We start from the raw sequence: 13,389 nt of genomic DNA, 5'->3' as shown, positions 1-13,389 counted from the left end.
TTTGCTCCAACTCATACCTTTTTATACATGCCGCCCTCCCAGGACAGGCCCAGGTGGTAGGCGACGAATAGTTCGATCAACTGACTGGCCTGGCGGCGGACTTCATTGTCCATGGACACCGAGGCCCAGTCGGACGGCCGGCTGTGCTGAATCCAGTCCAGGGCGCGCAGCACCCCGGCGGAAATCGGCCGAGCAAGTCCCTCTAACGGTTTCCCGTCCGAAAGACAAGTGCGACAGGCCACTTGGCCGCGCTCCACGCCGAAGCGGTGGCCGCATTCACAGGACAGGGGGCGGCCGCACACCCCGCAGCGCAGGAAGTCGGGCGTGAAGCCCAGGTCGAAGGCCAGCCTGGCCCGGAAGAGCCAGGGCGTGAAGTCGCTGCTCCCGCCGCCCGCCTCGAGCATGTGCAGGGTCTCCAGAAGCAGGTCGTAGGCCGGTTTGGCGTCGGACGGATCGATCTCCACCGCCTCCACGAACTTGACGCAGTTGACGGCCAGGCCGGTGCGCGCCGGGTCCTTGCGGACCTCGGGAAAATTGTGCAGCAGGGTCCCCTCTTCGAGGACCGTGTACGCGCCGGTCTTGTTGGTTCCGATGGTGAAGAGGACGTGGCTCAGGGGGTCGAGACAGCCCACGAAGCGGCGTCGCGAACGGCTGCCGCCGAAGGCGAACCCGTTGAAGATGCCGCGCGACGGGGTCAGCAGACGGACCCATACGTCGGCCTCCCGAAAACGCCCGGTCTTGAGTACGAGGGCTTTCTCGGTGGCGCTCATGTCGTTATGTCCGCGCGGAGGCCGAGACCCCGGTTACATGCCGAAGAGAAGCGTCTGGATGTTGCCCTTGGCCAGGTCCAGGTCGTAGGGATTGCCGTTGTAGGTCACGGTCACGCCGGACACGTTGCCGATGCGGATGCGGCGCGGGCTGTTGAACATGAGCCGCAGGGGCTCGCCCTTGCGCAGCACGAAGTCGCGGGCCATCTTGGTCTCGTCCCCGCGCCAGACGCCGATCCAGCACCCCTTGTCCGAAGTGGCGCGGATAATCACCACGTGGTCGTAGTTGGGCTCGGCGGGCGTGCCCTCCTGGGTGATGGCGGCCTCCTCGTCGGCCGCGTCGGTCCGGGCAGGAGCCCTGGCCGGGGGCGCCGCCGGGACCTGGGCGGGGGCCTGGGCCGTGGCGGCCTGTTCCGCGGGTTGCGCCGGAGCGGATTCGGTCGCCGCCGGAGCGGATTCCGGGGCCACGGTCGGAGCCTGGCCGGTCTGCGCCGCCCCGCCCTGCTCCTCTGCCGGAGTCGGCTCGGGAGCGATGCCGGGCACGTTTTCGGGGGCGGTCCGGCCGTCGGCGGGCGCCGCCTCCGGGGCCACGCCCTCGGGCGCGGCGGGCTGGACCGACTCCTCGGCCGGAACCGGGGCCGGGGCCTGGGTGCCCGTGATCTTGCCCTTGTTCAGATTCAGGGCCAGGATGATCGCCGCACCGGCCAGGGCCAGGACGATGAGCAGGGTGGGCCACACGGACCGTCCGCGCCGTCCCGCCGCCGGATCGTTGTCCTGAAAGGCCTTTTCGGCGTTGGGGGCCACGTCGTAGGAAAGATCCCCGGCCTGGGGAGGCTCCATCTGGTACTCGCGGTCCACGACCATGGACAATTCGTCCGGGTCGAGCCCGAGCAGCCGGGCGTAGCTCTTGACGAACCCCTTGGTATACACGGGATGCGGCAGGGCCGAGCGGTCACCGTTCTCCAGGGCGAGGATGACGACGCGGCTGATCTTGGTGGCGTCCATGACCGCCTTGACGGTCAGGCCCTGGGCCTCGCGTTCACGCTGCAGCGTTTCGCCGAGTTCCTGAAATGTCATTGGGTTACTCCATTATCGGTCTTGGGCGCGTCGTCCATGTAGATGATCACCGCGCTCTGCTTCAGTTTGTTGAAATAGTCCGTGAAGACCGTCTCCCGCTTCTTCTGCATCAAATCCTTGTAGATGTCGTCGCGCACGTCCTCAAGCGGAACGATGCGGTCCTCGTTGATCTTGACGGGCGACAGCAGGGCCTGATGGTTCTGGATGGTCAGCGGCGTGCTCACGCCGCCCACGGACACGCCCTTGAGGGCGTTCTGCCAGTCGTCGGCCAGGTCCTCCCAGCTCAGTTCGCCGATGGACCCGCCGCTCTCCTTGCCCGGACCGACGCTGTACTTGGCCACGGCCTCGGCAAAAGTCATCTCGCCGCTGGTGATGCGTTCGCGCACCTCCACGGGAGAGACCTCGGACGGCAGGAGGATGATGGCCAGCTCGACCATCTTGCCCATGGAGTAGTCGTCCTTGCGCGCCTCGTACTCCTGCTGGATCTCCGAGTCCGTGACCACGACCTTGCTGTTGACCATGTGGCCGATGAGCTCCTGCTTCTCGAGCAGTTTCTTGAGCCGCGACCGGAACTCCTCCATGGACAGGCCGTCCTGGGCGACCATCTGCTGGAACTCCTCCAGGGTCAGCTTGCGCTCGGTGCGGACCCGCTCGATCTCCTTGTCGATGTTCTCGTCCGAGACCTCGACGGAAAACCGCTTGATTTCCTGCTGGATGAGCACGTCGTTGACGAGCTTGTCCAGGGCCTGCCTGCGCAGTCCCTCCAATTGCGTCTGTTCACGGGCGGTCAGCTTGCGGTCCTTGATCTGGTCGTAGACGGGCTTCATCTCCTGGTCCAGGTCGTACTGGGTGACGATGGAGTCGTTGATCTTCACCAGGATGCGGTCCACGACCACATCCTCGGCCTGCGCCGTCAGCGGACATATCAGGAGCATGGCTCCCAAGAGCAAGGAAACAACTTTTACCACGCATTCACTCCTTGAACCGGGGAGGAAGCACCCTGCTTTCCCCGAATTGTTGTCGGATTCTAGTCGGTTTGTGCGGACTATGCAACGAACGGACCGATCAGATCCCCGAATCCGTGCCGACCTGGTCCATGGGGATGGCCTCGTCGGCCGGGTCCTGGCCTTCTCCGTCGTCCTGACGCATGTCGTCCCGGCTCACGTCCGGCGGCGGGACCTGGTCCATGGTCTGGTCCGCCGGTTCCTCCGGTTCCTCGGTCACGGCGTCCGAACCACCCGAGTCGCCCTCTCCCGGCTTGGACGCGGATTCCAGGAGATGCTCGCTGACCTGGATGTCCGCCTTGGCCAGGGTGGCGGAGAGCCATTCCTCGAAGGCGCTCTCCATCTTCTTCTCGAGCAGGGCCTCCTCCACCAGGGGGTAGGCCTGGGCCGGAGGCAGGACCTTGGCCTCGCTGCGTTCGAGCAGGACCAGGGCCTCGAAGCCGAAGCGGTCGGTCAGCACATCGCTGGCCTGGCCCGGCTTGAGCCCGGTCAGGGCGGTGCGCCAGGGGGCGGACAGCCGCCCTTCGCGGACCACCACCTCGCGGGTCTCGACCTCGCCGAAGGCGGTGGCCAGGCTCATCTGGTCGTGGTCCTTGAGATATTTGTCCACCGCCTTGACCACCAGCTCGCGACTCGGGCCGCGCACCACCAGGATGCGCATGCTCTCGGGCAGGTAGAAGTCGGAGATGTGGTCGCGGTAGTACTTCTCCGCTTCCTTGTAGTCGATCTTGATCTGCGGCCTGAGGACCTGCTGGAAGAACTTCTTCTGGGCCAGGTAGTAGCGCAGCTGCGTCCGCCAGGACTTGAGGTCGATGTATTCCTCCACCAGGACCTGGTCGAAGGCCCCCTCGGGGTAATCGGCGCGCACCGCGTCCTCGGCCTTGCGCAGCTCCTCGTCGGTCACGGACAGGTCGCGGCGGGCCAGCTCCTGGACCACCAGCTCCTGGACGATGAGGTCGGACAGGATCTCGCCGTACTCCCGGCGCAGCTTCTCCACGCTCGGCACGTAGGCCCCGACGCTGTCCTCCTGGAACTGGTCGTGCTGGAACTCCAGCTGGCTGAGGTGGATGGGCGCGCCGTTGACCCGGGCCACGATGCCGATGTCGTCCGTGTCCCCGGTGCAGCCGACCAGCAGGGCCGCCAACAATAACAATATGGCTGTGTGACGTTTCATATGCACTCGTTATCGTCCGTCCCGCGGCGCGGTTTCGGCATCGAGCATGCCTTCCAGGTCCGCGGCGGTGGATTCCAGCGCCTCCCGCATGGAGTGCGCGTCGTCGTATCGGATTTCCAGCTTGGCCGGGGGAATGAGCCGGGCGGTCTCCCCCCGCTCGCCGACCCAGCGGATGAGCCGTTCGGGATTGACCGCCATGGCGTTGTCCTTCCAGGTGATGACCATCCGGCCGGGATAGAGTTCCGCCCTGGCCGCCTGCATCCGCGACAGGGTCCGCTTGATGCGCAGCACCCCGAAGAAGGCGTCCAGCGCCTCGGGCAGCGGGCCGAACCGGTCGCGAATCTCCGCCTCGAATTCGCGCAGTTCCATGTCCGTGGCGGCCGAGGACAGACCCCGGTAGTAGCGCAGCCGCTCCCGTGAATCCGGGATGTACCCGCCGGGAATATGCGCCTCGAACACAAAGTTGAGCTCCGTGTCCGACGCCCGGGCGTACTCCTCGCCGCGCAAGCGGGCGACCTCCTCCTCGAGCATCTCGAGGAAGAGTTCGAGGCCGACCTTGGCGATCTGCCCGGACTGGGCCTCGCCCAGGATATTGCCTGCGCCGCGAAGGCGCAAGTCCTCCATGGCCACCTTGAATCCTGCCCCCAGATAATCCATGTCCAGAATGATGCGCAAGCGTTTGCGCACGATTTCGGAAATATCCTTGATGGACGGGACCACGAAATACGCATAGGCCTGGCGCTCGCTCCGCCCCACCCTGCCGCGCAGTTGGTAGAGCTGGCCCAGGCCGAAGAGCTGGGCCTGGTCCACGATGAGCGTGTTGGCGTTGGGGAAGTCCAGGCCGGACTCCACGATGGAGGTGCACACGAGCACGTCCAGCTCCCCATGCCAGAAGTCGCGCATGGCCTCCTCCAGCCCCTTCTCGCTCATGCGGCCGTGGGCCATGCCCACCCTGGCGTCCGGGACCAGGCCGCGCACGAACTCGGCCACCCGCTCCAACCCGTTGACCCGGTTGTAGACCCAGTAGACCTGGCCGCCCCGGTCCAGCTCCCGGCGCAGGACCGCCTTGAGCTCCAGCTCCTCGCGCTCCATGATGCCCGTCTCCACGGGCTTGCGGTCCACGGGCGGGGTCTCGATGACGGACAGCCCCCGGATGCCGGACAGGGACAGTTGCAGGGTCCGGGGGATGGGCGTGGCTGTCAGGGTCAGGACGTCGATGTTCTGCCGGAAATGCTTGAGCTTTTCCTTGTGCTTGACCCCGAAGCGCTGCTCCTCGTCGAGGATGAGCAGGCCGAGATTGGGCAGCTCCACGTCCTTGGACAGGATGCGGTGCGTGCCGATGAGGATGTCGATCTCGCCCCGGCTGGCGGCCTCGAGCACGGTCTTCTGCCGCTTGGCCGAGACGAATCGGCTGAGCAGCCCCACGCGCACCGGGAACCCCTCCATGCGCTTGAGAAAGGTCTGGTAATGCTGCTCGGCCAGGACCGTGGTCGGGCACAGGAGCGCGGTCTGGCGGCCTTCCAGGGCCGCGCGGAAGGCGGCGCGCAGGGCCACCTCGGTCTTGCCGAAGCCCACGTCGCCGCAGACCAGCCGGTCCATGGGCTCGGCCTTCTCCATGTCGCGGAACACGTCGTTCACGGCCTTTTCCTGGTCCGGGGTCTCCTCGAAGCCGAAGGTGGCCTCGAACTCGGCGTACATCTCGTCCAGCGGGCCGTAGCCGTACCCCTTGGCCACCCGGCGGAAGGCGTACATCTCGACCAGCTCCAGGGCAATCTTCTCGATGGCCTTGCGGACCTTGGCCGTGGTCTTGGCCCAGCGCGACCCGCCGAGCTTGTCCAGGGACGGCGCCTTGGCCCCCTCGGGGCCCTTGAACCGCTCCACCAGGTTGAGCCGGTCCACGGGCAGGTAGAGCTTGTCCTCGCCCGAAAAATACAGGAGCAGGTAATCGTTGGCCCCCTCGCCGATGGACATGTGGTGCAGGCCGCCGAACTGGGACAACCCGTAGTCCCGGTGGACCAGCAGGTCGCCCTCGGTCAGGTCGTCGTAGCGCTCCAGCCCCTTGAAGGCCTTGTCGCGCCGCTCGTGCGCCCGTGCCGCCTGGGGCTGGAGGACCTCCTCGCCCAGGATGCGCGTGCGGCTCCAGCCGATGTCCATGCCCTTGCGCAGGGGCGAGACCAGGGCGAACAGGCCGGTCCGGTCCGGCACGTACTCCATGGTGATGGGCAGGCTCTCCTGCTCGGCCAGGTTCAGGAACTTGGTCCTTGAGCGCTGGGTGCGGAAACTCAGGATGGTGGTCTCGCCCGCGCTCTGCCACTCCTTGAGCCCGGCCATGAGGGCCGCCCACGGCCGCCGCGAGGCCTCGGGCCGCCAGAAGATGTCCGTGAAGTCGCTGTACGGGGTCTCGGGCAGGTCGATGCCGCTCTTCTCCCGGCCGATGGTCAGCTCCTCGAAGACCAGCTGGCGGGCGGAACTCCACGCCTTGCGGGCCACGTCGTGGGAGCGGATGACGAAGCGACGGGGCAGGCTGACGCCCTTGTCGCGCTCCTCGTCCTTCAGAAAATCGCGCCACGCCTGCTCGCGATCCTCAAGCCGAGCCCGAAGGGACCCGCCCGAGGAGAGCAGCCAGGCCGCTTCGCCCGGCAGAAAGGTCTCGAGGCCCACGGGCGCGTCGTAGTACAGGCCGGGCCAGATGAACCCGTCGTTCACGTCCAGCCGCTCGGACAGGGCCTGCTCCTGGACGGCGGATATCTCGCCGGTCCGACGCAGCTTCTCCCACTGGTCCCTGGCGCGGAACCCCCGGTCGCCGGAGGTGATGCACGGGGCCACGGGCAGAAGCACGGCCTCGGTCAGGTCCGCCTTGGAGCGCTGGGAGGCCGGATCGAACAGACGGATTTCCTCGAGCACGTCGCCGAAGAACTCCAGCCGCAGGGGCAGTTCGTAACCCGGCGCGTGGATGTCCAGGATGTCGCCGCGCATGGCCATGTCGCCGGGCTCGGCCACGAGTTTGCGGCGCACGTACCCCCAGGAGACCAGCTGTTCCAGGAGGATGTCCGGGGACATCTCCTCGCCCCTGGTCAGGGCGACCCAGTTCTCGCGCAGGACCTTCTCGTCGGGCCAGTGCGGCAGGAGGTTGTCGGCGGTCATAAGCACGCCGCGCGGGCCGTCCCGGTAGACCAGCCCGTACAGGGCGGCCCACCGCTCGCTCCAGCCCGAGGATTCCGGGTTGCGCGGGAGGTACGGCGGCAGGAAGACCCACTCCCGCTCCCAGGCGGGCCGCTCGATCCCGCCGGGCGCGCCGCGCGACAGCAGGGTCAGCAGGGCCTGCATCTCCTTGAACTCTGTGGCCCCGGGGACCACCAGGACCACGTCCGAGCCGCCCGCCAGCAGGGACCCCGCCAGCAGGGCCTGGGAGCCCGGCCCGCTCTTGAAGATGCGGACCGAATCCACGGTCCCCTTCATGAAATCGGCTATGTCCTTGGGATGGCTGGCTGGCATGGGTTCGCTGGGAAAAGGGTTTGCGGCCTTGCGGTCAAACAGAAAAGCCGCCGCTTCCCTGACGGGAGCGGGACGGCTTGTCGCCAGGAGTCCGCCCGGCCTAGACGGTGCCCAGGGCTTCCTTTTCCTCGTTGTCGAGGAGCGAATCCAGGTCGAGCAGAATGAGCAGCCGATCCTCGAGCTTGCCCACGCCGTCGATGTAGTCCGCGTCCATGCCGGCCACAACGGGCGGCGGCGGCTGCACGGAGTTGGCCGGGATGCGCAGGACCTCGGACACGGCATCGACCACGAACCCGACGATGATCATCTCGATCTCGATGACGATGATCCGGGTGTACTTGTCGTGCTCCTTGGACCTGAGCCCGAAACGGCGGCGCATGTCCACGATGGGGATGACCTTGCCGCGCAGGTTGATGACGCCTTCCACGAACTCGGGCGCGCGGGGCACGTTGGTGATCTCCATGGTCCGGATGATCTCCTGGACCTGGAGGATGTTGACCCCGAACTCCTCGTCGCCGATGCTGAAGGTCACCAGCTGGATCAGCTCCTGATCGGCCTCGCCCTCTTCGACGTCGAGGATGTCTTCAACTTCCGTTCTCATGGCTACCCCGTCTCGGATGACCGGACGCGACCGTCGGCACGCCCCGTTTTTCAAGCCCCGAATCTGTCAATCCCGTCCATTTTTGTCAATGAGAATATCCAGCCCGGCGGAATCCTTGGAAAGAACCCGGCCGTGTTCCCCCACATGGGCCGGGAACCGCCGACTCCCTTCTTTTTTCGCCAATGAAAATGCTTTGTTGTGCTTTATTATCTTGTTCGTTTCGCAAAGTATGGTTGACGCTCATGAGATAAAGGGCTAACGTAGGTCGGACTTAGTCCCTATACATTTGATTTTTATCACCTTTTGAAACGAGGCAGGCCGCAACGCATGGGTCAATACGCCAATTTCCCTGACCACGACACCCTGGAGGCCCAGGTCAAGAGCCTGGCCGACGACGAACTCCTCGATTTCTGGGAAGAAACCCAACAGCTTGCCAGGATGCTGGACCAAGCCGAACAGACCGACCTGGAATACAACCCCGAATACGAACGGGTCATCCTCCAGGAATTGCAGTACCGGACCTGTTTCAAGGGCCGCATCTGATCGTTCCCGAAAACGAAAAAACTCCCCGCCTCTGCCGAGACGGGGAGTTTTTTCGTGTCCGGTGAACGGCCCTATTCCACAGCGGTGCGGCCGATGGAGAAGTAGGCGAACCCGGCCTTGCCCATGCGTTCGGGCACGTACAGGTTGCGGCCGTCGAAGATGATCGGCGCGCTCAGGGCGCCCCTGATGCGCTCGAAGTCCGGGTTGCGGAACTGGTTCCAGTCCGTGACCACGGCCAGGGCGTCCGCCCCGTTCAACACCTCGTACTGGCTGTCCAGGATCTCAAGGTTCTCGATGTGGCCGATCTCGGCCCGGGCGCGGGTGTTGGCCACCGGGTCGAAGGCCCGGACCTTCATGCCCTGGGCGGTCAGTTCCTTGATGATCTCGATGGCCGAGGCCTCGCGGATGTCGTCGGTGTTGGCCTTGAAGGCGATGCCCCACAGGGCCAGGGTGCGGCCCGCGACGCCGCCCTGGGGCGCGAAGTAGGCCTTGATCTTCTCGGCCAGGACCAGCTTCTGGGCGTTGTTGACCTCGTCCACGGAGCGGATCAGCTTGGCCTCGTAGCCGTGTTCGGCGGCCGTGTCGATGAGCGCCTTGACGTCCTTGGGAAAGCAGGACCCGCCGTAGCCCACGCCGGGGTAGATGAAGGAGTAGCCGATGCGCGAATCCGAGCCGATGCCCGCGCGGACCTCGGACACGTCCGCTCCGACCCGCTCGCAGATGTTGGCCACTTCGTTGATGAAGGAAATCTTGGTGGCCAGCATGCAGTTGGCCGCGTACTTGGTCATCTCGGCCGAACGCACGCCCATGACGATGAGCTTTTCGCGGCTGCGGGCGAAGGGCGCGTACAGGGCCTTGATGGTCTTGGCCGAATCCTCGTCCCCGGTGCCGACGATGACCCGGTCCGGTTTCATGAAGTCGTTGACCGCGTCGCCTTCCTTGAGGAACTCGGGGTTGGAGACCACGTCGAACCCGATGGTCTCGCCGCGCTTCTCCAGTTCGCCCGCGATGATCCCGCGCACCCGGTCGGCGGTGCCCACGGGCACGGTGGACTTGTCCACCACGATCTTGGGCGAGGTCATCTTCTGGCCGATCTCGGCGGCCACGGCGTCCACGTACTTGAGGTCGCAGGAGCCGTCGGCCCGCTGCGGGGTGCCCACGGTGATGAAGACCACCTCGGCGTCGCGCATGCCCTCACCGAGATCCGTGGTGAAATGCAGGCGGCCCTGCAGGGTGTTGCGCTTGACCAGGTCTTCGAGACCGGGCTCGAAGATGTGGACCTTGCCGCTCTCCAGGGTCTCCACGACCTTGGGATTGACGTCCACGCAGAAAATATCGTTTCCCATTTCGGCAAAGCAGGCCGCGGACACCAATCCGACGTAGCCGGTTCCGACGATGCACACATTCATAAGGCGTTGCTCCTGATTGAGTTTCAGTACGCTATCAGGCAATGCGGATAACGCTTACGCGCAACCACGTCAACACGAATGCAAATCGTCACCGGAAAGCCACGGCTATTGCCATTCCGCTCCGGGTACCTTACTTAATGGGGATATCACGCAGTTACGCATCCGGAGGAGGATACAATGCCGGTACTCGTTGTCAACGTCGATCATGTGGCCACCCTGCGCCAGGCCCGGAGGGGCATCGAACCCGAACCCGTGACCGCCGCCTATATGGCGGAGATGGCCGGGGCCACCGGCATCATCGTCCACCTGCGCGAAGACCGCCGCCACATCCAGGACCGCGACGTGGAGCTGATCAAGCAGACCTGCAACACCCGGCTGCACCTGGAAATGGCCGCCACGGACGAGATGCAGGGGATCGCCCTGAAGATCGAACCCGAGATGGTCTGCCTGGTCCCGGAAAAGCGCCAGGAGCTGACCACCGAGGGCGGCCTGAACTGCATCGGCCGCGAGGCCGAACTCAAGGACTTCCTGGCCCCCATCCACGAGAAGGGCATCCGCTCCAGCCTGTTCATCGACGCCGATCCCAAGCAGATCGAGGCGGCCATCGCCACGGGCACGGAGTTCATCGAGATCCACACCGGCCACTACGCCGACGCCAAGGAATACGACAACCGGCGGGTGGAGCTGGAAAAGATCCTCAAGTCCATCTCCCTGGCCAAGGACATCGGCCTCAAGGTCAACCTCGGCCACGGACTGAACTACCGCAACATCCTGAACTTCAAGGACGTGCCCGGCATCAGCGAATACTCCATCGGGCACGCCATCATGGCCCGGGCCATCTACCTGGGCCTGGACCGGGCGGTCCGGGACATGGCCGAACTGATCCGGACCTTCGCGGACTAGCGGGTCCATGGAGCCGAAGACCATGATCAAGGGAACGGGCATCGACCTGACGGAACTGGACCGCATCCAGGCCCTCTGGGAGCGGTACGGGGAACGGTTCGTGCGCAAGATTCTGACCGACCGGGAACAGGCGCAGCTCCCCAGGCGCAACCCGGTCCCGCGCCTGGCCGCCCTGTTCGCCTGCAAGGAGGCGGCGGTCAAGGCGCTGGGCACCGGCTTCACCGAGGGCATCCACTGCCGCTGCATCGAGATCCTGCACCGCCCGAACGGCAAGCCCGAGATCGCCTTCCTCGGCAAAGGGCTGGAGCGCTGCGAGCGCATGGGCGTGACCGGGGCGCACGTGTCCATGACCCATTCCCGCGACGCCGCCGCCGCCACCGTGATATTGGAAGGATAACAACCCCAGTCCAGGAGAGCTCATGCTTCTGCCCCTTCCGACCCCCGCCGAAATGGCCGTGTGGGACCGGGAAACCATCCACACCATCGGCATCCCCGGCGTCACGCTCATGGAGTCCGCCTCCCGCGAGGCCGTCAACGTCCTGCTTGAGGAATACGGCGACGTGGGCGGCGCGGTCATCCACTGTTTCGCCGGGTCCGGCAACAACGGCGGCGACGCCTTTGCCGTGGCCCGGCACCTCAACGACCTCGGGGCCGAGGTCACGGTCTTCCACACCCGGCCCAAGAGGGGCTACCGGGGCGAGACCCGGACCAATCTCCTGTGGGCGCAGCGGCTCGGCATCCCCCTGGTCCACCTGGCCGGGGTGCGGTTGGACACCCTGGCCCAGCCCGACATCATCGTGGACGGCCTGCTCGGCACCGGCTTTGCGGGCGCCCTGCGCGAGGATTTTCTGCAACTGGTGCGGACCGTCAACCGGTTGGGCGAGCGCGCCTTCGTCCTGGCCGTGGACATCCCCTCCGGGCTGAACGGCCTGACCGGCCGCCCCCAGCCCGAGGCGGTCCGGGCCGACGCCACGGCCACCTTCCAGGCCCCCAAGCTCGGCCTGGTCCTGCCCGAGGCCCAGCCGCACACCGGCGCGCTGCACGTCTGCCCCATCGGCATCCCACTGATGATCCAGGAGAAATACCAGACCCGGCACCGGCTGATCACCGGCGAGGTCATGGCCGCCCTGCCCGCCCCCGCCCCGGACATGCACAAGGGCAGCGCCGGGCACGTCCTGGTGGTCGGCGGCAGCTTCGGCCTGACCGGCGCGCCGCACCTGGCCGCCCTGGCCGCCCTGCGCAGCGGGGCCGGACTGGCCACCGTGGCCTGTCCCGCCGGACTGGCCGACGCGGTCAAGGCGGGCTCCCCGGACATCATGACCCTGCCCCTGGGCGCGGGCACGGCCTGGACCGGGGACATGGCCGAGGCAATCAAGGCCGAACTCCACCGCTTCGATGCCGTGGTCCTCGGGCCCGGCATGGGGCGCACGCCCGAGGCCCGGTCCCTGGCCCTGGAGCTGGCCGCGGGCTGCGGCCTGCCCATGGTCCTGGACGCGGACGCCCTGTTCGCCCTGGCCGCCTCCCCCGAACACCTCCGGTCCCTGCCCGAACAGGCCGTGCTCACGCCCCATCCGGGCGAGATGGCCCGGCTGCTGGACACGGCGACCGCCGAAGTCCAGGCCGACCGGTTGGGGGCCGTGGACCGCTTCCTGGCCGCCTGCGACGCCACCCTGGTCCTCAAGGGCGCGGGCACGCTGGTGGCCGACCGGGACATGACCTGCGTCTCGCCCTTTGCCGAGCCCAACCTGTCCGTGGGCGGGGCCGGCGACGTCCTGTCCGGGGTCGTCGGCGCGCTCCTGGCCGGAGGACTTTCCCCAATGCGCGCGGCCTGCACCGGCGTGTTCTGGCACGGCCTGGCCGGGCGCGCCCTGAACAACGAATTTCCCGCACGCGGCAACCTCGCGTCCGAAATCGCCAACATGCTGCCCCACGCGGCGGCAGCCTTCACCAAGGAGCCTGAACCATGCTGAAAGCAAAAGACATCATGACCACCGAATGCATCACCCTGACCCCGGAGACCGACATCACCGCCGCGGCCAAGGTCCTGCTTGAAAAGAAAATCAACGGCGCGCCGGTCCTGGACGGCGACCAGGTGGTCGGCGTGCTCTGCCAGTCCGACCTGGTGGCCCAGCAGAAGAAGGTCACCCTGCCCTCCTTCTTCACCCTGCTGGACGGGGTCATCCCCCTCTCCTCCCACGACGAACTGGACCGCGAGATGACCAAGATCGCGGCCCTCAAGGTGGGCGACGCCATGACCGCGGCCCCGACCTTCGTCACCCCGGAGACGACCATCGAGGACGTGGCCACCATGATGGCCAACGAGAAGCTCTACACCCTGCCCGTGATCGAGAACGGCAAGCTGGTCGGCGTGGTCGGCAAGGAAGACGTGCTCAAGACCCTGATCAAGGACTAGGGA

The 13,389-nt window shown here is 66.2% G+C and carries 12 protein-coding genes; 5 read left to right on the top strand and 7 right to left on the bottom strand.

Annotated features, from left to right (window positions below; all coding sequences use genetic code 11):
* Window positions 1–11 precede the first annotated feature (11 nt).
* The 6 genes from recO to DND132_RS01850 form a co-directional block, all read right to left on the bottom strand.
* Window positions 12–770, bottom strand: a complete 759-nt coding sequence (recO, locus tag DND132_RS01875; protein ID WP_014321011.1) for a DNA repair protein RecO — start codon at window positions 768–770, stop codon at window positions 12–14.
* A gap of 33 nt (window positions 771–803) precedes the next feature.
* The gene (locus DND132_RS01870) at window positions 804–1,844 is read right to left on the bottom strand and encodes a helix-turn-helix domain-containing protein (RefSeq protein ID WP_014321010.1); all 1,041 of its coding nucleotides are present in this window, start codon (window positions 1,842–1,844) and stop codon (window positions 804–806) included.
* The gene (locus DND132_RS01865; protein ID WP_148266925.1) at window positions 1,841–2,779 is read right to left on the bottom strand and encodes a SurA N-terminal domain-containing protein; all 939 of its coding nucleotides are present in this window, start codon (window positions 2,777–2,779) and stop codon (window positions 1,841–1,843) included. The genes DND132_RS01870 and DND132_RS01865 overlap by 4 nt, the downstream gene beginning before the upstream one ends.
* A gap of 130 nt (window positions 2,780–2,909) precedes the next feature.
* Window positions 2,910–4,022 carry a peptidylprolyl isomerase gene (locus DND132_RS01860; protein WP_014321008.1) on the bottom strand — a complete coding sequence of 371 codons (1,113 nt, stop codon included), beginning with the start codon at window positions 4,020–4,022 and terminating at the stop codon, window positions 2,910–2,912.
* 9 nt (window positions 4,023–4,031) lie between these two features.
* Window positions 4,032–7,517: a transcription-repair coupling factor gene (gene mfd, locus DND132_RS01855; RefSeq protein WP_014321007.1), complete on the bottom strand. Its 3,486-nt coding sequence runs from the start codon at window positions 7,515–7,517 to the stop codon at window positions 4,032–4,034.
* Window positions 7,518–7,617: 100 nt separating this feature from the next.
* Complete coding sequence (locus DND132_RS01850; protein WP_014321006.1) at window positions 7,618–8,118, bottom strand: chemotaxis protein CheW; 501 nt, start codon at window positions 8,116–8,118, stop codon at window positions 7,618–7,620.
* A gap of 327 nt (window positions 8,119–8,445) precedes the next feature.
* Between DND132_RS01850 and DND132_RS01845 the strand changes: the two genes are divergently transcribed.
* Window positions 8,446–8,661 (top strand): hypothetical protein, encoded by a 216-nt coding sequence (locus DND132_RS01845; RefSeq protein ID WP_014321005.1) that lies wholly within the window; start codon window positions 8,446–8,448, stop codon window positions 8,659–8,661.
* A 71-nt stretch (window positions 8,662–8,732) separates the two neighbouring features.
* Here the strand turns inward: DND132_RS01845 and DND132_RS01840 are convergent, their stop codons facing one another.
* Window positions 8,733–10,070 carry a UDP-glucose dehydrogenase family protein gene (locus DND132_RS01840; protein ID WP_014321004.1) on the bottom strand — a complete coding sequence of 446 codons (1,338 nt, stop codon included), beginning with the start codon at window positions 10,068–10,070 and terminating at the stop codon, window positions 8,733–8,735.
* A gap of 177 nt (window positions 10,071–10,247) precedes the next feature.
* On the opposite strand from DND132_RS01840, the gene DND132_RS01835 reads away from it, so the two are divergent.
* Genes DND132_RS01835 through DND132_RS01820 form a run of 4 tightly spaced genes read left to right on the top strand, consistent with a single transcriptional unit; the run spans window position 10,248 to window position 13,386 of the window.
* On the top strand, window positions 10,248–10,973 hold the full coding sequence (locus DND132_RS01835; protein ID WP_014321003.1) for a pyridoxine 5'-phosphate synthase: 726 nt from the start codon (window positions 10,248–10,250) through the stop codon (window positions 10,971–10,973).
* 22 nt (window positions 10,974–10,995) lie between these two features.
* The gene (locus DND132_RS01830; protein WP_014321002.1) at window positions 10,996–11,370 is read left to right on the top strand and encodes a holo-[acyl-carrier-protein] synthase; all 375 of its coding nucleotides are present in this window, start codon (window positions 10,996–10,998) and stop codon (window positions 11,368–11,370) included.
* A gap of 22 nt (window positions 11,371–11,392) precedes the next feature.
* A complete protein-coding gene (locus DND132_RS01825) occupies window positions 11,393–12,943 on the top strand; it encodes a bifunctional ADP-dependent NAD(P)H-hydrate dehydratase/NAD(P)H-hydrate epimerase (protein WP_014321001.1) in 1,551 nt (516 codons plus the stop codon).
* A complete protein-coding gene (locus DND132_RS01820; RefSeq protein WP_014321000.1) occupies window positions 12,937–13,386 on the top strand; it encodes a CBS domain-containing protein in 450 nt (149 codons plus the stop codon). Before DND132_RS01825 ends, DND132_RS01820 begins: the two co-directional genes overlap by 7 nt.
* The last annotated feature ends 3 nt before the right edge of the window (window positions 13,387–13,389 follow it).

Source organism: Pseudodesulfovibrio mercurii (assembly GCF_000189295.2).
Classification (GTDB): domain Bacteria; phylum Desulfobacterota; class Desulfovibrionia; order Desulfovibrionales; family Desulfovibrionaceae; genus Pseudodesulfovibrio; species Pseudodesulfovibrio mercurii.
The sequence above is the reverse complement of the archived record's forward strand: the minus strand, read 5'-3'. Positions and strand labels throughout refer to the sequence as shown.